This window comes from Polynucleobacter sp. MWH-UH24A, from assembly GCF_018687475.1.
GTDB lineage: Bacteria > Pseudomonadota > Gammaproteobacteria > Burkholderiales > Burkholderiaceae > Polynucleobacter.
Window position 1 is genome coordinate 1,339,207 of record NZ_CP061292.1, and the last position, 21,625, is coordinate 1,360,831.

Genomic DNA, 21,625 nt, shown 5'->3' on the forward strand with positions numbered 1-21,625 from the left:
TCATTACCAGCTAGGAACCAAGCGAACATTACGGGGTAACTCATGATTGTGTACGGGTAAGAAATAAGCGCGCGCAAAGACCAAACCAGCACGAATGCCCAGGAGTGGCACCATGACTTTTGCTAAAAGCCCTCCACGTGCCTTATAAACATCCATTTTTTGGAATAAGGCCAACATTTGGTTCATGCACTCGTAAAACCGAGGGTCATCCAAGTTCAAGGTGATGGGGAATACCTGTTTGGTAATCTCATTGGTAATTCGCAAGACTTTTTTGTCATAGTCGGTCGGTGAGATCTGCATGGCTTTATACAACTGTGGTCTTGAATGATCACGAACATACATCGTGCTATAGACCGCTAAGCAGAAGAACCGAATCCAGTATTTATTAAGCCCCGTTAATAAATGGGGATTTGCACGCATGATTAATGCAAAGGCTTCGCCGTGACGAAACTCATCATTGCACCACCTCTCAAACCACAAGAAGATCGGATGAAAACGCAGCTCTGGTTTTTTCTCAAGCTCACGAAAGATCGTGATGTACCTAGCGTATCCAATTTTCTCGGAGAGATAGGTTGCATAGTAAATAAATTTTGGCTTGAAATACGTGTATTTTTTTGCCTTTGCCAAAAATCCGAGATCAATCCCAATATCAAAATCCTTGAGCCACTGATTAATAAAGCCCGCATGGCGCGACTCGTCACGAGCCATATAGCCATAGAGCAACTTCATATCCTCATTTTTGACCTTGCGCTTGATTTCAGCATACAAAATACATCCTGAAAACTCTGATGTAATTGAGCTAATCAAGAAATCAACAAACTCGTCATAGAGTTCGGGATCCACATTGGAATAGTTCTTACTCATATCGGCGGGTCGCTGAAAATGATCCGAATTAATATCTGCTGCAAACTCAGCCATCAGAACATTCCATTCCGAGCGCAATGCATCAATGTTGGTGCGATCCACTTCGGTAAAGTCAGTGGTGTAAAACCGCGGACTCAACATCGCATCTTGCAATGCCTTCTTGGTTGAATCATTAATTTGCGGGGCCACCGGAATTTGATCTCGTAATAGGCTTTCTGCGGACTCCATGTATTTCTCCAATATCAACGTTGTTGGATTTGATTTGCATCCGTCCGAAGAAGGCGTGCAAAATGCTGCGAATTAATAACCCCAAAGGACTCCAAATCAATCATGCGTCCTGTACTGGGATCGGCAAGGGTCAAGCGCCCATCTTGACGGGCAATTAGCTCAAAAGGAGGCTCGCTTCCGATTTCGCGACGCTTGCGCTCTTGCGCTAGGGTTCTTAAAGCCCCGCGCACAAAGCCTGCCTCTCCAGTAATCACATCGACTTGCTGCTTCGTTTGATAATCAACGACCGCAATCGACCCATCAGTACGATCTTCAAACCGCAATTGTTTGATGAGTGCTGCGGGCGCATCGGGATACCGCACCATCTGTTTGGACTGCTGCGTTACCCAAGTAGCGAATACAACAAGCGCTCCAAGTGCGAGTGCGAGAACACTTGTTTTAGTCATTAAGGGCGATGGTGAACGGTTCATGAGCGTGATTGAGAAACCTTTGCAATAGCCATACCCTGCCCATAGGCGCTAATTGGTGACTCGGACTGACCGATGGGCTGAGAGCGAAGTTCAACCTGATTCATCGTCGCCCAAGTATCTGCAAATAACTTAGCTACCTTAGCGCCGTCTGGCACGCATCGCAACATTGGCTCGGGGTGGGCCAACTTCCAAGCGCGGGCATGTGGCCACAGATGCAAGAACGGGATTTTGTCATCGGCATTGAGCTTGATGGGGATATCCGCACTACCGTCAGGATAAATATGAACACCCGCTTGTGCTAAACGTTTGAGGGGTAAATTAAATGTAATCGTCAGCACAATCCCAATGCGCATGACCAAACGCCGATTGGTTAAGGTATACATCGTTGCATTCACGGACCAATAGGTCAGTAAGGCCAACATCACCAACGCGCAAAGTGATAATCCCAAAGCCCAAGCAAAGCCTGGCCATTCCTCAACCCAGCCGCCTGCAGATCGGCTAATGGCAATTGCCTTTAGAACAACCATGGCAGAAAAGTACAGTGCGAACCATTGCAAATGCGCTGCATGAAGTGCAAACGATTTGAGGTCTGGCTTTCCTTGCCACAGAATGCGCTCGTTCTGAGGCAAAGGCTCAGGCAATCCGGGCTGTGCCTCGAACTCGTGCTCTGGGGATTGGTAGATCGTACTCATTGCAATTACACCAATGGCTCACTGCGCTCAGGAGTGGCATATAAAGTGCCCGCCCCAAAGTACGCCATGATTTTTTCCTCTTCGAGCAAGGTAATTTGCTCCATGCTCTTCGTCGCCGGAACTTTTGCAAAATGTTTGCCCAATACCGCTTTCACAGAAACCTGATTACGACCTACACGGGCAAAGTTCATGGGCAACAGCACGCGACGAGCGCCTGCTTCTGGCGTGGTCTCGAGCTCCAAATACCGAATCATCATCTCGAGGCGATCGACCCAAATCTCTTTAATGGTTCCACCGCGCACCCCATCGGCACCCACCACATTAAGGCCACGAGGATCAATGTCTTGTCTGGCTACACTAAAGTCACTCAATAAGCGCATTGGAACAATACGCGGGCCACCTTCTGGCATATGATCGGGTACATCGGCACGATTGGCATACGCACCAGGACCAATACCATCGAGCATTGGATTGCCAGTTGGCTCAATCGGTGCACCATTCATCCCATTCGCTGGTCGCGCAGCCAAACGCTCTAAGGGCTCATCACGGGGCACCGTAACATCGCCACCGAATTGGGTTTTGAAGGTTTTTGGCTTAGGCATTGCAGCAATGCCCTCAGCACGACGCACCTTGCCCGCTTGATCGTATTCCAGAGGAAATCCCTCGCGTTTACTCTCAATGGTGAGGTAATAAATGAGGATGGCAAAGAAAACCCAAAATGCATACAAGGCTAGTTGCGCGACATCCACGTATTGTGTAATTGCTCCAGTTCCCATAACGTACTCCCCTCTTTAACAATGAATTAGCTTGGAAACTCCGCTAATCCAAACTTCGAATCCGACTGCGTTGGCTTTGGATGCTTCATCATGACCAAAGGACCAATCGCAACCAAGGTTGCAAACAACAAAAACAATTCAATGTGATAGACAAAGCTATATCCCGTTCCTGGTGAAACCAAAACGGATCCAAGCGATCCCGATACGGCTAAGCTGGAAACCACATCCCGAATCACTCCACCAAGTCCAATAGCCAATCCAGCTGCGCTCGCACTCACCGCACCCCAGGCACCGATCACGAGACCATTCATTCCTAAGGAATCAAAACTCATCGCAGTTGCTAAGGTGCTAACAGCAAACAATCCGCCACCAAAACCAATCAAGAATGCGCCGACTCGGAATAAATTAGGTGCGAGCAATGGCTCTGAAAAGATCACACAGGTAAAGGCGAAGATCCCACACAGAGCCCCGACCGCAGCTAAGCGATGCGAATCAATTTGACGATTTAGGACCTTAGCCGCCAACATAAATGCCAATAAGGCTCCGATTGAGGTCAAGCCGGTTAACAAGGTTGTAGCACTGACCGACAAGTGAAGCACCTCGGCCCCATAAGGCTCCAAAATGATGTCTTGCATGCTAAAGGCTGCAGTTCCCATCCCTAAAGCAATCAAGAAACGAATAACCTTGTCTTGCTTGGCAAATTGATTCCAAGATTCTTTAAAGCGAGTGATTGGCTCTTGACTGAGTTGCTCCTTCGTCTTCGGTTGGCGCGCCTCTTGTTTCCAGAGTGCCATCAGATTTAGCACCATCGTCAGCGCAGCAGCGCCCTGCACCACCTGAATCAAACGCAGTGGTGAGAAGTTACTAAGCAATAGTCCAAATAAAACGCTACTGAAGACCATACCGATCAGGAACATCACATACATAAGAGCCACAACCCGTGGGCGGGATGCTGGGGTTGCCAAATCCGATGCGAGAGCCAAGCCCGCAGTTTGGGTAATTTGCATACCCGCACCAACCAATAGGAATGCCAGTGCTGCAGCAATATAACTAAACCAGTGAGGCCAGTTGGAATCACCAGACAATAAAATTAGAGAGAATGGCATGATGGCAAGACCACCAAACTGCAACCAACTCCCCAACCAAATATATGGAACACGCTTCCAACCCAAAAACGAGCGGTGGTGATCACTTTTAAATCCCACCAGTGCACGAAATGGTGAAAACAATAACGGGAGCGCTACCATTAGCGCGACGAGACTTGCGGGCACTCCCATCTCAACGATCATCACGCGATTGAGGGTGCCAATCAGCATTACCGTCGCCATCCCAACGGATACTTGGAACAATGCCAAACGTAACCATTTACTTAAAGGCAGGTCTTTCGTTGCCACATCAGAAAATGGCATGAGCCGTGGCGAGATCCGACGCCAGGCTGAGAAAAGATTAAGGTTCATCGTGCGCATCATCGGGTTAGCACCATCGCTTGCGAAATATAAAAACCGCGCGCAATTTTTTGGGTCGCATCAATTTTCCAAGCACTTAAATCGGTTTCTTGGCTGATCATCTTTGCCAGGGTTTGTTCAGCAACCGGTTCAATAAAGGGTGCCCGATCACCGCGAGGAAATAAACGTCCTACGGTAATCATGGTGGATAAAAATGGGTTCTTCGGTGCAAAAGTAAATGCGATTCGTTGACTAGTTCGCTGCGCTAAACCAGCAAGCGCCTTGGTAATATCGCGGCGGTGGTAATGAATCATCGAGTCCATACAAACCACGTGATCAAAATTACCCAAAGAGGGGTCTAACATGTCCCCAGCAAAGAACTCAATTGACCCCCGACCCAAGTCGGTCGGTAAGCGTTCGCGTGCCAAGTCAATCAAGGTCGGTGAAATATCGGTGGCCATCACCTGCGCACCGCGCTTAGCCAATTCGACAGCTAGCGCACCCGTACCACAACCCGCATCCAAAACCCGCTGTCCATGCAAGTCGGCTGGTAAATAACTAAGTAGGACTTTACGCATCTCATCACGCCCCGCCCGCACCGTTTTGCGAATCCCGCTTACTGGTGCGGTCGAGGTTAATTTTGCCCAGGCATCAAACGCAGTCCGATCAAAGTACTGCTGCAACTGACTACGTTTTTCGAGATACGAATGCTCTTGCATACCAATACCCTAATTAATCAAATCCCAAGAGATCAAAAATGTCACGGTCTTTCATGGGAACTGCTGGCAGAGGGTCTGCGCCAGCCCAGAGGGCTGCTGCTAGACGCAGATACTCTTGCTGCACTTTGTCGAGCTCTGGCGATTGCTCCATCTCAAAGAGCGTTGATTTCTTTAAGCGGCTGCGACGGATCACATCCAAATCTGGAAAATGCGCCATCGTTTTGAGGCCTACTTTTTCATTGAACTTGTCAATTTGATCCGTAGCAGCACTGCGATTGGCAATCACGCCGCCTAAGCGCACGTTATAGTTTTTAGCTTTGGCACCAATCGCTTGCACAATGCGATTCATCGCAAAGATCGAATCAAAATCATTAGCCGTAACGATGAGTGCGCGATCCGCATGCTGTAAGGGTGCTGCAAAGCCACCGCATACTACATCACCCAAGACATCAAAAATCACGACATCAGTATCGTCAAGCAAGTGATGTTCTTTGAGTAATTTCACAGTTTGACCAACAACATAGCCGCCACAACCTGTTCCTGCAGGAGGGCCGCCGGCTTCAACACACATAACCCCGTTATAGCCTTCGTAGACAAAGTCCTCGACGCGCAATTCTTCTGAATGAAAATCAACCTTCTCCAAAACATCAATCACAGTCGGCATCAATTTTTTGGTGAGCGTGAAGGTGGAATCATGCTTTGGATCGCAGCCAATCTGAATCACGCGCTTTCCTAACTTAGAGAACGCTACCGAGAGATTTGAGGAGGTGGTGCTCTTACCAATTCCGCCCTTGCCATAAACCGCAAAGACTTTTGCCTTCCCAATCTTTAAATTGGGGTCAAGTTGGACTTGAACACTGCCCTCTCCGTCCGCTCGCCGTGGTTTCATCTCACTTACGGGAATATTGACTACGTTCATAACATGGCTCCAGTGCGCTTAGCGTCCAAAATGGGCTTTTGCGTCGTACAAAGTTTCTAAAGAAATCGTTGGTAAACCGCGCTCAATCGCAAAGCGCTCGGTATTGCGTTTTGCCTTACCGCGTACAAAAAATGGGATCTTATTCAGCTCTTTTTGTGCCTCTGGCTCCCACACACTCTCTGTTACTGGGGCGCCGTTGGCGACTGCAATCTCAGCAATCGGTGTTGGCTCAGCGGCGACACTAGCCTCATTGGCTGAAGTGCGTTGATGCCCATGACCTAAGTGTGAGGGCACTGCACCATCATGAAACTCAAAGTCTTCACGGAACATACCGATCAAGTGCTCTTCTAAGCCCATCATCAATGGATGAACCCAGGTATCAAAGAGAACATTGGCTCCCTCAAACCCCATTTGTGGCGAGTAACGCGCAGGGAAGTCTTGCACATGGATTGGTGCTGAGATCACAGCACACGGAATCTTGAGACGTTTGGCAATATGGCGCTCCATCTGACTACCCAGGATCAACTCAGGCTGTAGTTCGGTAATACGCTGCTCAACCTCGAGGTAATCGTCCGTGATTAAAGCCTCTACACCATACTGAGTGGCTGCTTCTCTCACTTCCCTAGCCAACTCTCGGCTATAAGTACCAAGGCCGACTACCTGAAAACCCATTTCTTGCGATGCAACTTTTGCAGCTGCAATTGCATGGGTTGCATCACCAAAGATAAAGACGCGTTTGTTGGTTAAATAGGTTGAATCGACCGATAAGGCATACCAGCGAGCACGCGAACGTTTAGTAAGCTCTTCGATATCACAATGGATTTGTGCAAGCGTACATACTTCCTCAATGAAAGCTCGTGTTGCATTAAATCCGATTGGGATAGTTTTAGTACTGGGTTGCCCAAAGTTTTTACTTAACCACTGGGCTGCACTATTGGCCACTTCGGGATAGAGCACCACGTTAAAGTCTGCCTCATGCAAGCGTGAAATATCTTCAGGTTTAGCACCCAAGGGTGCGACAACATTGACTCGCACACCAATCTGTCGCAGCAGCTTCCGAATTTCCACCAAATCATCGCGATGCCGAAATCCCAAGGCGGTTGGTCCTAAGATATTGCAACTTGGTGGCAATCCAGCGGGTCGTGGTTTGCGTATTTCTCCTGGAGGTAAAACATAATCTTTACCCAATAAACGCACCATTTGATAGAAAGTTTCTGCTGCTCCCCAATTCTCTTTCTTTTGATAGGCGGGTAATTCCAAAGGCAATACCGGAACCGATAACTGCAACGCTGCTGCTAATCCACCTGGATCATCCTGAATCAGTTCAGCGGTACACGATGCACCAACCATGAGTAGGTCTGGCTTAAAGCGTGCATAAGCAGAACGCGCCGCATCCTTAAATAACTCTGCTGTATCGCCACCAAGATCGCGTGCCTGAAATGTCGTGTAGGTCACCGGTGGGCGTTTGTTCATACGCTCAATCATGGTAAAGAGCAAGTCCGCATAGGTATCACCTTGCGGTGCATGCAAGACGTAATGCACTCCCTCCATCGCAGTAGCAATGCGCATCGCGCCAATGTGCGGAGGTCCTTCGTAAGTCCACAGTGTTAATTTCATGACCTCTCCTAAGCTGCCAATTTGGTTCTGCGCACCAATGGCCGCGCAAAGAGTTCAGCCAAATCAGCCGCCTGATCAAACCCTTGAATCGGTGTGAATACCAATTCAATTGACCATTTGGTTGTCATTCCCTCAGCTTCAAGGGGATTTGCTAAACCCAAGCCACAAACCACCATATCGGGGCGGTAACTGCGACAGCGATCCAATTGCTTCTCCACATCCTGCCCTTCGGATAAGCTCACTTCGGTTGGTAGTAAGGCCAGTTCCTCTGCTAGATGTTGCCGATGGATATAAGGCATCCCGATTTCAGTCAACTGCATCCCCAGTTCGCGGTGCAAGAATCGAGCTAGCGGAATTTCTAATTGCGAGTCTGGAAAGAAAAAGATTGAACGTCCGTTGAGCACTTGGCGTTGGCGCTCGAGCGCTAGGTTTGCACGCTGACGCTTCGGTGCAATGACTGTCTCAACACGATTTGGATCAATTCCAAATACTTTGGCTGCAGCAGCAAACCACGCCTCTGTCCCTTCAACACCGAGTGGGAATGGCGCTGGAATTCGTTTGGCGCCCATATCATCAAGAACACGAGCGGTATCCGTTAAAAAGGGTTGTACCAGCAAGTACCGGGTATTCGGACCAAGGCGCGGAATATCACCCGATCGTCTTGGTGGAAAGAATGCATACGACTCAATCCCCAGCTCATTAAAGATTCGGGAGAACTGATCCTCAACAATATCGGCCAAGCAACCAACAATCAAGAGGTCTACTTCCCTTTCTGTCGAATGCAGCTTTGCATGCTGCGGAATCTCTTTGGCAAGCGCCGCTAGGCAAGCATCCTCACCTTGAGTGAAGGTCGTTTCAATCCCACTACCCGAGTAGTTAAGGATTCGTACGCGTGGTGTGTATGTTTTGCTTAATCGCTCAGCAGCGCGTGAGAGATCCAATTTGATGACCTCGGATGGGCATGAGCCAACCAAGAAGAGCATCTTGATATCGGGTCTGCGAGTGAGGAGCTGATCGACCACCCGATCGAGTTCCTCATTGGCATCAGCTAAGCCTGCCAAATCATGATCATCAATAATGGCCGTAGCAAAACGAGGCTCTGCAAAAATCATCACACCTGCCGCAGATTGCACCAAGTGTGCGCAGGTGCGCGAACCAACCACTAAGAAAAAAGCATCCTGGATTTTGCGATGCAGCCAAATGATGCCGGTCAGGCCACAAAACACCTCGCGTTGACCACGCTCTTTGAGGATTGCACGGTCTGCCGAATCGCAACCATCACTGGTGGGTTGCAAAGGAATGACGCGATTCATGCCATCACCTGTTCTGTTCGTTGGCTTGACTCTTGCAAGCGTGCCTGACGCAGCTTCCACAAAAACTGGGCAGCATTAATCACATACGCCAAGTAGGCTGACAAGGCCAGAGCCATTAAAGCGCGTGCTTCCAAAATTCCGAATGCGAGGGCAAATAAGTAAGCGGTGTGCAATGCTAAAACCAGCATGCTAAATACGTCTTCCCAGTAAAAAGCGGGGGCAAAAAGGTACTTGCCGAACACCTCTTTTTCCCAAATGCTACCCGTGATCATGATTGTGTAAAGAATTAAGGTCTTGATCACAATCGAGACATTGGCGGCAAACTCGCCCTGGCCCGTGATTAAAAATCGAATCACGAAATACAGACTCACTAAGAAAATGACAAATTGCACTGGCGCCAAGATTCCCTGAACCAATGTCCATTTCGAGCGATCACGTCGGATTCGTTCTTCGGGTGTATAAAGGGGGTGAATTTGACTTGCCATGTGCTTTTTTCCTTACGCAGCCTGGCTCCTATATAAATATGTAAACTCAAGTTTACGCTTTTTTATGTAGACAAATCTAGGAATAAACCCTTATAAGTGTCAAATTATTTTGACAGTTTAGCCTCCTAGTGGTAAACCTTATGGAAACGGGTCAAAAAAGGAAGGTTTTTGGCCCAAATTAGCCTTTGTTTTAAGTACTTTCTGAAGAGAAATCACTGAAAAAAGGTGCATTTAGTGCAATAAATATTGCATCGCAACATTAGCAAACGGCTTAGGGGTAAACAGTGGATCAACTTAATCTACCGAGAGACGGTAATCAATCACAAGAAGGCAAGGAACGCCGATCATGGCCCAAGAATTCATACTCCAGCACCCCAATTTCCAAAAAAGTTCATGCGCCGACGTCCCATGAACTCTCCAATTTGCTTCATAAAACCATAGAGGCACAAATTATTCCCCGCCTCCTCATGCAGCATGGTCAAAATCGTCCCGAGATCGATTCGGGCCATCGAGGAACGACAATCTCTAGCGATGAGGTAAAACACTTCGCTGAACTACTCATCCATAGCACCAACGATATTTGCCTTGGTTATATTCAAGCATTGCGCCTCGAGGGGCGAAATTTAAATGAAATTTATCTCGACTTAATTGCCCCTGCCGCTAGGCGCTTAGGCTGTTATTGGGAACTGGATGAGCAAAGCTTTACAACAGTGACCCTTGCCCTTGGTCGAGTCCAGCGACTCATGCAAGAACTCAGTCCCGATTTTCGTAATATCGAAAATCAGCACAAAACCCTCTCAGGAAAAGCGTTGTTGTTTGCAATGCCCCACTCCCAACACACTATGGGGGTTTTGATGCTAAGTGAATTCTTTATTCAAGCAGGCTGGAATGTCACAACGGTAGCCAACCCCTCCAGCGAAGAAATCCTCTCGCTATGCCGTGAGCAAGCATTTGATATTGTCGGAATCTCGATTTCATATGAGCTGCAATGGGATGCTATGCAGGAATTAGTCAAAGCAATCCGTCAATGTTCGGCCAACTCGCAAATCGGGATTATGGCCGGAGGTGCACTCTTTAATGCCAAGCCGGATTTAATGAATCAGTGCAACGCTGATATCTGCACCTTGAGCGCCCCAGATGCCGTGATTGCCGCAGAGAATATCTTAAAATCGCGTGTTTAAGAAAAATCAATAAAAGATTAAGCCCGTGACCAATATTGCCAGCACCGCCCACACTTTTGGGCAGTTAAACCCCGATGAGATTGCGAATCTCGTCGAGGCCTCGGCAGACATCTCACTAACGCTCAATTCAGCGGGTGTGATTCAGAGTATTGCCTTTGGTAATCCGGATCTACGAAGTCCCAATTTAGAAAACTGGGTTGGTAAATCCTGGATTGATATGGTCACGGTAGAGAGCCGTCCGAAGATTCAGGCGCTTTTAACAGATGCCAATGAATCATCGCTCTCACGCTTTCGGCAAATTAATGTTCCAATGCCGGGGGCGAGTGATTTACCCCTACTCTGCGCAACACTAAAAATCGGCAGTTCAGGTCAAATCATTGCGCTCGCTAGGGATTTGCGCGAGATCTCTCTTTTACAACAACGCTTAGTCGATGCTCAGCAAGCGATTGAGCGGGATTACACCCGCTTACGCCAACTCGAAACCCGTTATCGGGTTTTATTTGAAATGGCCTCGGAGGCCGTACTTGTTCTTGATGCGAACACCTTCAAAATCGTTGAAGCTAATCCACGTGCTGCTGATTTATTAAGTGAGTCCATCAAGAAACTAAATGGCCGCTCCCTGATTGATTATTTCGCCAAGGGTGATCGGATTCAGGCGCAATCTTTATTGAGTAAGGTTGCCTATACCAGCACCGCCGCTGATTTAAATACCAAATTACTCAATGGTCAAGAAGCATTTTTATCTGCTGCGCCATTTCGTAATGAAAATCAATCCCTACTATTAATCACAATTAAGCGCTCTGGTGAATTTGTTGATCGTCAAGATGCTGGAGCCCAGTCGCTAGTCATTCAAGCCCTCGAAAATGCACCCGATGGATTTATTGTGACGAATTCGGCAGGAAAAATATTAACGGCCAATCAAGCGTTCTTACGCTTGGTCATGGCGGATAAGCTCGATCAAATCTTAAATGAGCCCCTCGAGCGCTGGCTCGAACGCTCGAGTGTTGATTTGCGTGTCATGCTCTCTAATCTTCAAGAAAAAGGGTCGATTAAATTATTTGCGACATCGATTCGCGATTCCTTTGGTACCCTGCATCCGGTTGAGATCTCCGCTGTATCAGTCTCTTACCCGCATTCCTGTTTAGGATTTACGATTCGCGAGGTAGGTTCACGCATTCGCTCGAAAATTCAACCTGATGAATCCATTACCCGTTCGAGCGAGGAACTCACGCAACTGGTTGGGCGTTTACCCCTAAAAGAAATTATTAATGAGACCACTGATCTGATTGAGCAGCTTTGCATTAAAGCTGCGCTCGATCTGACGCGTGGTAATCGCGTCTCGGCCTCTGAGATGTTGGGCTTGTCACGGCAAAGTCTCTACATCAAATTACGCAAATACAATCTGAGCGATCAAAGCAAAGATAGCGACATCGAGGAATAAGATGTCATCACAGGTGGCGGTCATGAGCTTGGTTAGCATCCAACCGCAAGCCAAACTCGCTGGTATTACCCGGCTCATGTTTAATCGATTTAGTACTTATCGACCCAAAGGCTTAGTCTTACAAAAGCACATGGGGTCTGGCAAAAATGCGGGGTTCTCTGTGAGCCCGAGTGGGACTCATCAAGGTCTATTTAGTCTCTTTGATTCTTTAGAGCATGCAAATGCATTTATTTGCGAGTCCCCTTTACTCAAGTGGTATCAAAGACATGCTCTTGAACTATTTACTGTCAAACTTCGTGCCTACTCCGTCAAAGGTCGATGGTCTGGACATCAATTAAGTGAATCCATTGCGCCACCAAGCTCGGGACCCATTGCTTCGCTCACGCGCGCATCGATTAAACCCTCAAAAGCGGTCTCGTTTTGGACCAAGGCGCCCCCTGCCGAAGTCGATTTATTGCATACCGATGGCTGCTTAATTTCTGCAGGTGTGGGTGAGGCGCCAATCCTTCGACAGGCCACATTTACGATCTGGGAATCGCAAGCCGCCATGGATGCGTATGCTCGCTCTGGTGCTCATTTGGCAGCGATCAAATCAGCAATGCAAGGGCAATACTTTTCTGAATCGATGTTTGTCCGTTTTCAACCATTTGATGCAACCGGGACGTGGAAAGGAAGAGGACTTGCCTAAATCCCTTGGCAATCAACCGGTTGTAGTAATCGGTGGGGGCATCGGTGGCCTAGTAAGCGCTCTTGAGCTTGCTTGTGCAGGTCTTGAGGTCATCGTGGTTGAGAAAGAACAAAACCTTGGGGGCAAGATCCGGCAAATCAACTGCGCTGGTCATGGGGTTGATTCTGGACCAACGGTATTTACCATGCGTTGGGTCTTTGATGGCATCTTTGCCAACGCAGGCTCACGACTTGACGATGTGTTGAAGATTGAACCTTTAAAAATATTAGCTCGTCATGCATGGAGTAAATCCGAGCGCTTGGATCTTTTTGCCAATCGCGATGAATCTGCTAAAGCGATTGAGGATTTTGCCGGTGCTGCGGAAGCTAGACGCTTTATTGAGTTTTGCGAACAAACGCGCAAACTCTATCGTGCCTTAGAGAAGCCATACATGTTATCGCAACGCCCCTCCATGATGGGGATGATGAGCGATTTGGGACCGACTGGCTCGAAAGCGCTTTATGAGATTGGTTTATTCAATGATCTTTGGAAGAGTTTAGGTCGTTACTTTAAAGACCCCCGCTTGCATCAGCTCTTTGGTCGCTATGCCACCTACTGTGGCTCCTCACCTTTTCAGGCGCCTGCAACCTTGATGCTGATCGCCGATGTGGAAATGCAAGGAGTGTGGGCTGTGCAAGGTGGCATGATTGCCATTACGCAGGCACTCACTGATCTAGCGCGCGCCAAAGGTGTGCGCTTTATTTGTGGAGTGAACTGTGATGAGATCACACAACATAATCGCAAGGTCTCGGGAGTGCGCTTGAGTAGTGGTGAGACCATTCAAACGCAAGCGGTCATCTTTAATGGTGATGCGATGGCTCTGCAAACTGGCTTGTTGGGTGAAGCCAATCGTCACGCTTCCCCAATTACCCAAAATACTCGGTCGCTCTCTGCGATTACCTGGTCAATGTACGCAAAGCCACACGGTTTTCCTTTAATTCGGCACAACGTATTCTTTGACTCAGACTACGATAGTGAGTTCACGGATATTTTCTACCGCAGGCGTTTGCCACAAAAGCCAACGGTCTATATTTGCGCCCAAGATCAAACCGATACCCACATTTCGCATCCTGATGGAGAGCGACTCTTGTGTTTAGTCAACGCGCCAGCCACTGGTGATCATCAACAACCTACTTTATCTGAGATTGAATCATGTCAAGAAAAATCCCTTTCCCTGGTCGAACATTGTGGCCTCAATCTCTCCTTAGCGGATGCAACGGTGACGCGCACGACGCCACAGGACTTTCATCGCCTCTTTCCAGCAACGGGTGGGGCTCTTTATGGCCAAGCCAATCACGGCTGGATGGATACCTTTCGTCGGCCAGCAGCTCAAACAGCAATACCGGGTCTTTATCTAGCGGGGGGCAGCGCACATCCGGGAGCGGGAGTACCCATGGCAGCTCTATCGGGTCGTATGGCGGCCGCAACCCTGATGGGTCACCTCGGTTTGACCAAGCGGTCGGGTCGGGTGCTTATCTCTGGTGGTACGTCGATGCCTTAAGTGATGATGGCCAGCATGGTCTGGTCATGATTGCGTTTGTAGGGAGCGTGTTCTCTCCCTACTATGCTTTAGCGCGCCGTCGCCATGCCCATGTCAACCCAGAGAACCACTGTGCGATTAATTTAGCAATCTATAGTCCTGGTAATAAACGTTGGACCATGACCGAACGAAGTGCAGCGAGTATTTCTCGTAATCAAACTGAGTTTGTCATTGGGCCTAGTAGTTTGCATTGGAATGGTGATCATCTACGGGTTGATTTTGTGGAGCGGGCCGTTCCCTTTGGTCAGCGTGTCGTTGGCCACTTTAAGTTATACCCAAAGCAATTATTTAATATCTCGACCCATCTGGATGATCAACACAAGCATCGTTGGGGACCCTTAGCTCCTGCTGCGCGCATCGAAGTTGAGCTAGAGTCTCCCAAAATCAAGTGGCAGGGGAATGCGTATTTTGATTCCAATGAGGGGGATGAGCCGATTGCGATTCCCTTTAAAGATTGGGACTGGTCGCGCGCGCAATTAAGTGGTGAACGTACCGCTGTCATTTACGATGTGCGCCAAAAGAATGGAGTGGAGCGGGTGCTGGGGCTTATTTTTACTCCCGATGGTCGCATTGAGTACTTTGAACCCCCTCCTCGTCAAGCTCTCCCCAAAACTGGTTGGCGGATTCAGAGACAAATGCGCAACCCCAAGGATGCTCAACTAAAAATACTGGAAACCCTGGAAGACACTCCATTTTATGCACGCTCGGTTCTTAGCAGCGAACTACTCGGTGAGCGCGTCACCTCATTTCATGAGACGCTAGACGTTCCAAGACTCTCATCCTGGGCCGTACAGTTTATGTTGCCGTGGCGGATGCCGAGGGTGAGGTAATTAATTCGTGGTTAACGAAGTGGTTGAATAAAACGATCTGCAACGGTCATTTCTGCCTCTCGCTTTCGCTCCTCAACGCGCTCGAGCAGGTCAACAACCCATGTAAGTCTCTCGTGGATCGTTCCACCGTAATGACGGATGTGCGGAGTTTTATTCACTGCCTCAATTAAGAACTGAACCGATGGATGCGCTTTTGGGTTAAAGCGTCGGATCGAGAACTTCGCAATGATGGCCGATGTTGCATGGGTTAATAAGACGAGTTTGCGCTGCTTCGAAACTACGGCCCGAACTGATACAGAATCCAGGTTTAGACGCTCGACCTCACGACCAATCTCCGCATAAATGAGACGTGCTGCAGCAATCGCTGGGCGGCAGTCCCACGGCAAGTCACTGATTCCAATCTCTGCTTGGGTATAGAGTTTGTCAGCTGCTTTGAGTAGCCTCGCCACGACGCGAGAAATTGCTTCACTAAATTGTGGGTTTGCTAACCACTCATCGGGATCGAGCCCCTCTTCCCGCATCCACTCAATCGGTAAATAGATCCGGCCGTTCATCGCATCTTCACCGACATCACGAGCAATGTTGGTTAATTGCATAGCGAGTCCCAGCTCACAGGCGCGCGCGACAGTCTCTGGCTCACGTTTTCCCATAATCAAACACATCATGGCGCCAACCGTGCCTGCAACTCGTGAGCAGTAATCGAGTAACTCATCAAAAGTCTCGTAAGTTCGGTATTGCGTATCCCAGGCATACCCCTCAATCAATGCGAGTGGTAACTCTTTTGGAATATCAAAGGCACGCACGACTTCTGCCAAAGCCCGATCTGCCGCTTCATCCATGGGTTGACCTAGATAAATGGCATCTAATCGCTCTTGAAGCGTAATGATGGATTGCTCAGTTGCGTCTGCGGCATCAGCAATATCATCGGTGATCCGGCAAAACGCGTAGAGAGCTGTAGCGGGATCGCGCACACGACTCGGTAATACGCGTGAGGCAGCAAAGAAGGATTTTGAGCCATCACGCATGGTTTCTACGCATTCATTGAGATCCTCATCAAAGCGCTTGGAGCTACGATTCATTGTGCATACCCTTTAGCCACATTAATCGGATGCGGAACCACCGACATTAATGCCTTAGCTGATGAGAGAACCCCAGGTATTCCGGCGCCGGGATGGGTACCTGCGCCAACCATATAAAGTCCTTTGACATCCTCACTCCGGTTATGGGGTCTAAACCAAGCGCTTTGTAATAAGAGTGGTTCAAAACCAAAGGCTGCACCCTTGACCGACAACAGTCGATCCTGAAAATCCTGCGGTGTGGTGCAAAACGAGGTAGTGACATGCTTTTCAAGACCGGGCAATACCGATTGATCCAGATACTCTGCAATCGCTTGTCGATAAGGCTCGGCAGTCTCTTGCCAGTTAGTACCACTATCTAAATTCGGCACAGGTGAGAGCACATAAAATGTATCGTGACCAACTGGCGCAAGACTCGGGTCGGTCGCGGTTGGTCGGTGCAGATATAGACTGAAATCCTTTGCCAGCACCTTACGCTTGAAGATATCTTCCAGCAACTCGCGATAGCGCTTACCTAATAAGATCATGTGATGAGGCACATCCGGGTATTGCTGCTTGGTCCCAAAGTACCAAACAAATAAACTCATCGAATATTTACTCCGCGCCACCTTTTGATCGGTCCAGACTTTGCGATGCTGTGGTTCAATTAGTTTCTGATAGGTCCAGGCAGCATCCGCATTGGAGACCACGATATCCGCGGGCACAAAATTACCATCTGCCAACGTAATGCCAACGGCTTTGCCATCACGTACTTCGATGCGCTTCACTTCCTGATTGCATTGCACATCCACCCCCACATCAGCCAATAAGCGAACCAATCCCCTAATTAAGGATCCTGTGCCTCCCATGGCCGAGAACACGCCATGTTTACGCTCCAAGGAGTTAATAAGCGAGTACACCGCAGTTACCGAGAATGGGTTTCCCCCAATTAATAATGGATGAAAACTCATCACCTGGCGTAACTTGTCATTCTTTAAATGCCGTGCAACCAGTGTGTAGATACTCTCCCAGGCTTTCATTTTCACCATGGATGGAAAGGCCTCGAATAAATCGCTTAGAGAGTCAAAGGCGACATTGCTAAGTTCCTTAAAACCCAATTGGTAGCATTTCTCAGCCTCCGCTAGAAAGCGATCGTAACCAGGTAAATCCGCCGGACTGAATTTAGCAACTTCATCACGCATACGCTTAAGATCACCGGTGTAATCAAAATGACTGCCATCGTCAAACCGAATTCGATAAAACGGATCCATAAGTCGCAGATCCACATCGGTTTCGAGTTTCTCACCACACAACTCCCATAACTCCTCGAGTAAAAAAGGAGCGGTAATGATGGTCGGTCCGGCATCAAAGGTATAACCATCGCGCTCATGCACATAGGCTCGACCACCCGGCTTATCAAGCTTCTCGAATACCTTAACCCGATACCCTTTGTTAGAAAGCCGAATGGCTGCGGCTAAGCCACCAAAACCACTCCCAATCACCACCGCAATCGGGCGGTCATCACTGGGTAGGTAGGTTCGTTTGAGCATGGCTTCCTAATTTAGAAAAAAATGGCGCCACGAAGGACGCCATAAGTACCGGTTACATCATTCCTTACTTCATCGCGACAGTATTGCTCTTCTCAGCAGGCTTTGGAGCGACGCGTGGTGCTGGCGTGCCTGTCAAGAATGGATAATCTTTAAGCATTGAAACTCCATAAAGAGGTTTATAAGCTCCCTGATGGCAGGTTGCGCAATTCGCTTTCGCTACATCCCCTTCAGGCCCCAATCGATGGGCCGGAAATACATTGGTGATGGGCACCATGTAATTGTTATTGATATCACGTGCCATGCGAATGCCATACCAAGCTGTCATACGCTGCGGAGGGCTTTGTGACCACTCGGGCATCGAGCGGGTATTGTGGCAATAAGCGCAGTTCACTCCCAACGAGGTCGACATATGCACCATCAAGCCAAATACCTTTTCGGTATCCTGAATACTGTTCTTATTGCCTGTCGGTAAAGCGGTGGGCCCATTCATACGAATGTTCTCCGCTTTTAATAAGTATGGGGTAAATGGGTCATAGGGTAAATCGCTCCCACCAACCGATGCGGAAGGCGTATTTTGACCATTCTTACCGCTTAAGAATCCACTGCCCTGCGGCTTGGCTGGATCGGTAAACCAAACGTTTTGTGGAATATTGTTACCGCGGTGGCAGGTATAACAGGTCACTCCAGTCTCTGCGACGTGTGATTTCCATTCAACGTTAATGCGTTGGGTCATCTGGATCATCTTGCGCGAGACAATTTTTGTGTAATTGGCGTCCTCTGCAAAATTCGCGACGTTATGGCAGTAAGCGCAGCCCTGCTCAGGCGCAACCCAACTGGTCATTGCCACCATAAAATTCGTAAATTGCGCAACGCTCAGGTTTCCTAAAACCTTGACGTTCTTATAAACGGCTCCTGCTTTGGGGCCATTAGGGTCAGCAGGAATTCCTGCAGGGACCGCATTCTTTTCGGCCTGCGCATCTAAGGTACGAGGGTTGTAAACCATCGCCATACCGGTGCCCCGAAATCCATTCTGTACCGATTCGATGGGTGGGCGCTCACACGCCGTCAGAACGAACGTACTGCCGATGAGAGCAGCGATGCTCAATATGCGTTGAATTGAGTTCATGATTGCTCCTTATTTGGCGACGGGTGGAGGTGGCACGAATGTCGCTGCTGGATCAACTGTGGGGATGCTATACACATCAGGGTATGCTGGTGCAACCCCATGCTTGACTGCCCACAAGTACCAGTTATCAACCACAGTACCCGTTAATAAAATTCCGATTCCACCTGTCAGTGGTACCAATACGGCAAACCACCAGGCCCAACGGTGAATGGACTCCATCGTGGCATTAAAGCCCATGGTCCATCTCCAAAATAGTCCGGCACGCTCCGATGCAGTTCCGCGATCGACAATTTGTTCAATCTCGCGCTCACCACCATATCGACCAACCGCTAAGATGGTTGCGCCATGCATTGCAAATAACAGCGCTGATCCATAAAGGAAGGCAATCGAGAGCATATGGAATGGGTTGTAAAACAAATTACCGTAACGCAAAGAGAATGCAGCGGTCCAATCGAGGTGCGAGAAGATACCAAACGGTACGCCCTCACTCCAACTTCCAACTAATAATGGTCGAAAGAATCCCAAGACCAGGAACAACCAAATTGCAGAGAGGAAGGCCCATGCGATATGCGTACCCATGCCAAGCGCAACTGCGCGTCGGTAGGTGCGCCACCACCACAACAAGACCGATGCGGTTAAGAATGCACCAGCCATCATCCACCAACCACCCTCAGCGAGTGGCATATTTAAACTCAAGCCATGCTTGGGTAACGGTGGATCGAGCGATAACCAAAACAGTTGGCGCACAAACTGGATGGGATCCCAGTTCACCGAGGCTAACATGTTCCAGCCAATAATCTGAAAGCCAATCATGCCAAAGAATAAGGATGCAATCCCAATCGTTCCTAAATAAATAGGACCAATCTGCGCATTGCCTAAACGTCCAAATAAATGGACTAAAAATGGTTTGCCAATACGCTCACGCTCATCCTTTCTGGGATTAAGTGGTGAGCCATGATGCGGTTCAGCGACAACCTGAACCTGAGTGAATAAATTTTGATAGTCCATATCGTTATCCCTCGATTTTTCTTATGACCAAATGGGGAGGTTTAACCACCAACCCCACCACTCTGGCCAACCACGAGTCCAAAATGGTCCACTAATGACAATGCAAACTGCGCTCCAAAATACTGCAGCTAAGGCTAAGAACAAGCCGAGTCGGTGAATACCCAAAGTGCCGACGGAGTAGCCAATCAAATCCCGAAAGAAGGTGTCTTCATGTTCGGGGGTTTTAACAAACTCGCCCTTTTGCGGATTCGTTGACGACAACACAAGGGCGCCATGCATGGCAAGCGCGAGAGTTGTCGTGAAAAATAAGGTGATCGCAATCATGTGCGCGGGGTTGTAATGAAAATGTAGGTATTGATAGCCAACGTTTGAGACCCAATCAAGGTGACTCAAGATGCCGTATGGGAACCCATGACCCCAAGCGCCCATTAAAACGGGGCGAATCACAACCAATGTGAAATAACCAAAGATCGCAACGGAGAAGGCAAACGGTACATGAAAGCCCATACCTAATTTGCGACAGATCTCCACTTCACGCAGTGCCCAAGACCCAAATGCGCCTAAGGCACAAATTGTGATCAACTGCCATAGTCCACCTTCCATCAGTGGTGCAGGTGCCAAGCCATACTTTAAATCGGGTGGGGCAATATTAATTTGCCACAAGTTCCATGTGGGTCCTTGCGATGCGCCCCACAAAATGAGTGCAGTGCCTAAAAAGGCAAAGAAGATCGTGGTGATACCAAAAAATCCGACATAAAAAGGGCCTACCCAAAAGTCGAATAAATCTCCGCCAACCAGGGTTCCCCCTCGTACTCGGTACTTTCGTTCAAAGCTGAGCATGGCCATTTTTTAGTCCTTCCTTAAATTGGTAGATAAGACTCGATGCGTGGTCAAGTCTTATCCACCACGGTTTTCATGATGCGTACTACTTTGCTGCTGGTGCTGCTGGTGGGGTTGCAGAACCCGTACCTGTTTTTGCTTTGTACTGGGTTTGACTTAAACCATCTAACCAGTTAAAGCGCACGGTGCTTAGCAGAATCAAGTGAATCATTGCTGCTAAACCGAACAGGAAGATTCCTTGAATAGCCATAGCCCGTAATGGGTCATATAGTTTCCAAATTCTCCACATGGTATTTCTCCTAAGTTAAATACGACATAAAGCTATAAACCGCAGACCTTACGCCGTCGATCATTGACTTCTCTTCGGACCCTGGTAACCAGGATCTCCACTGACCTGGTAGGAACACAGTAAAGAGCGCGAGTACAAAACACACCACAAAACACAAGACAAAAATCGTCTTGAACGTGATTGAATCGTTCTTCACGATCTCTTGTACCGAGTGGTTTAAATGGATATCTTTCATATCGTTACCTTTACGTTGTTACTTCCGATTTCAGTAGAACCAAGGACGCCAAGCCCACACGAGAATGTGAGCAATGACCGCTATTGCAGTAAACCCGACCAAACCTTGGACATAAAACTGGTGAAATTCTTTCGCCTCGTCGTCGGTAAGACCAGAAATAGAGCCTCTGTGATCACTCATTCGAGATCCCTCCTTCAAAATTAGCCTTTCGGCTAGCACCGCGCAAAGCCCGCGCGACAAGGGCATATGGCAGTGAACTGCCACATTGGGGATGG

General features: G+C 48.5%; 23 protein-coding genes. 5 read left to right on the plus strand and 18 right to left on the minus strand.

What is annotated here, in order from left to right:
* Window positions 1-3 precede the first annotated feature (3 nt).
* Genes acsF through bchF form a run of 10 tightly spaced genes read right to left on the minus strand, consistent with a single transcriptional unit; the run spans window position 4 to window position 9,528 of the window.
* Entirely contained in the window at window positions 4-1,092 is a 1,089-nt protein-coding gene (gene acsF, locus ICV32_RS06985; RefSeq protein ID WP_215369524.1) for a magnesium-protoporphyrin IX monomethyl ester (oxidative) cyclase, read from the minus strand.
* 14 nt (window positions 1,093-1,106) lie between these two features.
* Window positions 1,107-1,562, minus strand: coding sequence for a photosynthetic complex assembly protein PuhC (gene puhC, locus ICV32_RS06990; RefSeq protein WP_215369526.1), 456 nt, complete (start codon window positions 1,560-1,562; stop codon window positions 1,107-1,109).
* Window positions 1,559-2,254 carry a photosynthetic complex putative assembly protein PuhB gene (gene puhB / locus ICV32_RS06995; protein ID WP_215369527.1) on the minus strand — a complete coding sequence of 232 codons (696 nt, stop codon included), beginning with the start codon at window positions 2,252-2,254 and terminating at the stop codon, window positions 1,559-1,561. Before puhB ends, puhC begins: the two co-directional genes overlap by 4 nt.
* 5 nt (window positions 2,255-2,259) lie before the next feature.
* Complete coding sequence (gene puhA, locus ICV32_RS07000; RefSeq protein ID WP_215369529.1) at window positions 2,260-3,030, minus strand: photosynthetic reaction center subunit H; 771 nt, start codon at window positions 3,028-3,030, stop codon at window positions 2,260-2,262.
* 26 nt (window positions 3,031-3,056) lie between these two features.
* Window positions 3,057-4,487: a BCD family MFS transporter gene (locus tag ICV32_RS07005; RefSeq protein ID WP_251371829.1), complete on the minus strand. Its 1,431-nt coding sequence runs from the start codon at window positions 4,485-4,487 to the stop codon at window positions 3,057-3,059.
* Between the two features lie 8 nt (window positions 4,488-4,495).
* The gene (gene bchM / locus ICV32_RS07010; protein ID WP_215369531.1) at window positions 4,496-5,194 is read right to left on the minus strand and encodes a magnesium protoporphyrin IX methyltransferase; all 699 of its coding nucleotides are present in this window, start codon (window positions 5,192-5,194) and stop codon (window positions 4,496-4,498) included.
* Window positions 5,195-5,207: 13 nt separating this feature from the next.
* The gene (gene bchL, locus ICV32_RS07015; RefSeq protein WP_371817074.1) at window positions 5,208-6,083 is read right to left on the minus strand and encodes a ferredoxin:protochlorophyllide reductase (ATP-dependent) iron-sulfur ATP-binding protein; all 876 of its coding nucleotides are present in this window, start codon (window positions 6,081-6,083) and stop codon (window positions 5,208-5,210) included.
* Window positions 6,084-6,131: 48 nt separating this feature from the next.
* On the minus strand, window positions 6,132-7,730 hold the full coding sequence (gene bchB, locus ICV32_RS07020; RefSeq protein WP_215369534.1) for a ferredoxin:protochlorophyllide reductase (ATP-dependent) subunit B: 1,599 nt from the start codon (window positions 7,728-7,730) through the stop codon (window positions 6,132-6,134).
* Between the two features lie 8 nt (window positions 7,731-7,738).
* Window positions 7,739-9,043: a ferredoxin:protochlorophyllide reductase (ATP-dependent) subunit N gene (locus ICV32_RS07025; RefSeq protein ID WP_215369535.1), complete on the minus strand. Its 1,305-nt coding sequence runs from the start codon at window positions 9,041-9,043 to the stop codon at window positions 7,739-7,741.
* A complete protein-coding gene (gene bchF / locus ICV32_RS07030; protein WP_215369537.1) occupies window positions 9,040-9,528 on the minus strand; it encodes a 2-vinyl bacteriochlorophyllide hydratase in 489 nt (162 codons plus the stop codon). Before bchF ends, ICV32_RS07025 begins: the two co-directional genes overlap by 4 nt.
* A gap of 284 nt (window positions 9,529-9,812) precedes the next feature.
* On the opposite strand from bchF, the gene ICV32_RS07035 reads away from it, so the two are divergent.
* Genes ICV32_RS07035 through ICV32_RS07055 form a run of 5 tightly spaced genes read left to right on the plus strand, consistent with a single transcriptional unit; the run spans window position 9,813 to window position 15,247 of the window.
* Entirely contained in the window at window positions 9,813-10,709 is an 897-nt protein-coding gene (locus ICV32_RS07035) for a B12-binding domain-containing protein (RefSeq protein ID WP_215369538.1), read from the plus strand.
* A 25-nt stretch (window positions 10,710-10,734) separates the two neighbouring features.
* The gene (gene ppsR / locus ICV32_RS07040; protein ID WP_215369540.1) at window positions 10,735-12,150 is read left to right on the plus strand and encodes a transcriptional regulator PpsR; all 1,416 of its coding nucleotides are present in this window, start codon (window positions 10,735-10,737) and stop codon (window positions 12,148-12,150) included.
* Window positions 12,151-12,172: 22 nt separating this feature from the next.
* Window positions 12,173-12,838: a spheroidene monooxygenase gene (locus ICV32_RS07045; RefSeq protein WP_215369541.1), complete on the plus strand. Its 666-nt coding sequence runs from the start codon at window positions 12,173-12,175 to the stop codon at window positions 12,836-12,838.
* Window positions 12,801-14,378 (plus strand): 1-hydroxycarotenoid 3,4-desaturase CrtD, encoded by a 1,578-nt coding sequence (crtD, locus tag ICV32_RS07050; protein WP_215369543.1) that lies wholly within the window; start codon window positions 12,801-12,803, stop codon window positions 14,376-14,378. Before ICV32_RS07045 ends, crtD begins: the two co-directional genes overlap by 38 nt.
* Before the next feature lie 26 nt (window positions 14,379-14,404).
* Complete coding sequence (locus ICV32_RS07055; protein ID WP_215369544.1) at window positions 14,405-15,247, plus strand: carotenoid 1,2-hydratase; 843 nt, start codon at window positions 14,405-14,407, stop codon at window positions 15,245-15,247.
* A gap of 11 nt (window positions 15,248-15,258) precedes the next feature.
* Here ICV32_RS07055 and ICV32_RS07060 read toward each other — a convergent pair whose 3' ends face one another.
* The 8 genes from ICV32_RS07060 to pufB form a co-directional block, all read right to left on the minus strand.
* Window positions 15,259-16,326, minus strand: coding sequence for a phytoene/squalene synthase family protein (locus ICV32_RS07060; RefSeq protein ID WP_215369546.1), 1,068 nt, complete (start codon window positions 16,324-16,326; stop codon window positions 15,259-15,261).
* Window positions 16,323-17,852, minus strand: a complete 1,530-nt coding sequence (locus ICV32_RS07065) for a phytoene desaturase (protein ID WP_215369548.1) — start codon at window positions 17,850-17,852, stop codon at window positions 16,323-16,325. Before ICV32_RS07065 ends, ICV32_RS07060 begins: the two co-directional genes overlap by 4 nt.
* A gap of 64 nt (window positions 17,853-17,916) precedes the next feature.
* A complete protein-coding gene (gene pufC, locus ICV32_RS07070; protein ID WP_215369549.1) occupies window positions 17,917-18,978 on the minus strand; it encodes a photosynthetic reaction center cytochrome PufC in 1,062 nt (353 codons plus the stop codon).
* 9 nt (window positions 18,979-18,987) lie between these two features.
* Window positions 18,988-19,986, minus strand: a complete 999-nt coding sequence (gene pufM / locus ICV32_RS07075; RefSeq protein WP_215369550.1) for a photosynthetic reaction center subunit M — start codon at window positions 19,984-19,986, stop codon at window positions 18,988-18,990.
* A gap of 21 nt (window positions 19,987-20,007) precedes the next feature.
* Window positions 20,008-20,832: a photosynthetic reaction center subunit L gene (gene pufL / locus ICV32_RS07080; protein ID WP_215369552.1), complete on the minus strand. Its 825-nt coding sequence runs from the start codon at window positions 20,830-20,832 to the stop codon at window positions 20,008-20,010.
* Window positions 20,833-20,911: 79 nt separating this feature from the next.
* A complete protein-coding gene (pufA, locus tag ICV32_RS07085) occupies window positions 20,912-21,115 on the minus strand; it encodes a light-harvesting antenna LH1, alpha subunit (protein WP_215369554.1) in 204 nt (67 codons plus the stop codon).
* Window positions 21,116-21,125: 10 nt separating this feature from the next.
* A complete protein-coding gene (locus ICV32_RS07090; RefSeq protein WP_215369556.1) occupies window positions 21,126-21,350 on the minus strand; it encodes a hypothetical protein in 225 nt (74 codons plus the stop codon).
* A gap of 30 nt (window positions 21,351-21,380) precedes the next feature.
* The gene (gene pufB, locus ICV32_RS07095) at window positions 21,381-21,530 is read right to left on the minus strand and encodes a light-harvesting antenna LH1, beta subunit (protein WP_108508840.1); all 150 of its coding nucleotides are present in this window, start codon (window positions 21,528-21,530) and stop codon (window positions 21,381-21,383) included.
* Between the last annotated feature and the right edge of the window lie 95 nt (window positions 21,531-21,625).

Coding starts and splice junctions, on each gene's coding strand:
- ICV32_RS07025 (WP_215369535.1), bottom strand. CDS start 9,043: ATGAATCGCGTCATTCCTTTGCAACCCACCAGTGATGGTTGCGATTCG.
- bchF (WP_215369537.1), bottom strand. CDS start 9,528: ATGGCAAGTCAAATTCACCCCCTTTATACACCCGAAGAACGAATCCGA.
- bchB (WP_215369534.1), bottom strand. CDS start 7,730: ATGAAATTAACACTGTGGACTTACGAAGGACCTCCGCACATTGGCGCG.
- bchM (WP_215369531.1), bottom strand. CDS start 5,194: ATGCAAGAGCATTCGTATCTCGAAAAACGTAGTCAGTTGCAGCAGTAC.
- pufB (WP_108508840.1), bottom strand. CDS start 21,530: ATGAGTGATCACAGAGGCTCTATTTCTGGTCTTACCGACGACGAGGCG.
- pufM (WP_215369550.1), bottom strand. CDS start 19,986: ATGGACTATCAAAATTTATTCACTCAGGTTCAGGTTGTCGCTGAACCG.
- puhA (WP_215369529.1), bottom strand. CDS start 3,030: ATGGGAACTGGAGCAATTACACAATACGTGGATGTCGCGCAACTAGCC.
- ICV32_RS07065 (WP_215369548.1), bottom strand. CDS start 17,852: ATGCTCAAACGAACCTACCTACCCAGTGATGACCGCCCGATTGCGGTG.
- ICV32_RS07005 (WP_251371829.1), bottom strand. CDS start 4,487: ATGAACCTTAATCTTTTCTCAGCCTGGCGTCGGATCTCGCCACGGCTC.
- pufC (WP_215369549.1), bottom strand. CDS start 18,978: ATGAACTCAATTCAACGCATATTGAGCATCGCTGCTCTCATCGGCAGT.
- pufL (WP_215369552.1), bottom strand. CDS start 20,832: ATGGCCATGCTCAGCTTTGAACGAAAGTACCGAGTACGAGGGGGAACC.
- ICV32_RS07055 (WP_215369544.1), top strand. CDS start 14,405: ATGATTGCGTTTGTAGGGAGCGTGTTCTCTCCCTACTATGCTTTAGCG.
- crtD (WP_215369543.1), top strand. CDS start 12,801: ATGCAACCGGGACGTGGAAAGGAAGAGGACTTGCCTAAATCCCTTGGC.
- puhC (WP_215369526.1), bottom strand. CDS start 1,562: ATGAACCGTTCACCATCGCCCTTAATGACTAAAACAAGTGTTCTCGCA.
- bchL (WP_371817074.1), bottom strand. CDS start 6,083: ATGAAACCACGGCGAGCGGACGGAGAGGGCAGTGTTCAAGTCCAACTT.
- pufA (WP_215369554.1), bottom strand. CDS start 21,115: ATGTGGAGAATTTGGAAACTATATGACCCATTACGGGCTATGGCTATT.
- ICV32_RS07090 (WP_215369556.1), bottom strand. CDS start 21,350: ATGAAAGATATCCATTTAAACCACTCGGTACAAGAGATCGTGAAGAAC.
- ICV32_RS07060 (WP_215369546.1), bottom strand. CDS start 16,326: ATGAATCGTAGCTCCAAGCGCTTTGATGAGGATCTCAATGAATGCGTA.
- ICV32_RS07045 (WP_215369541.1), top strand. CDS start 12,173: ATGAGCTTGGTTAGCATCCAACCGCAAGCCAAACTCGCTGGTATTACC.
- acsF (WP_215369524.1), bottom strand. CDS start 1,092: ATGGAGTCCGCAGAAAGCCTATTACGAGATCAAATTCCGGTGGCCCCG.
- puhB (WP_215369527.1), bottom strand. CDS start 2,254: ATGAGTACGATCTACCAATCCCCAGAGCACGAGTTCGAGGCACAGCCC.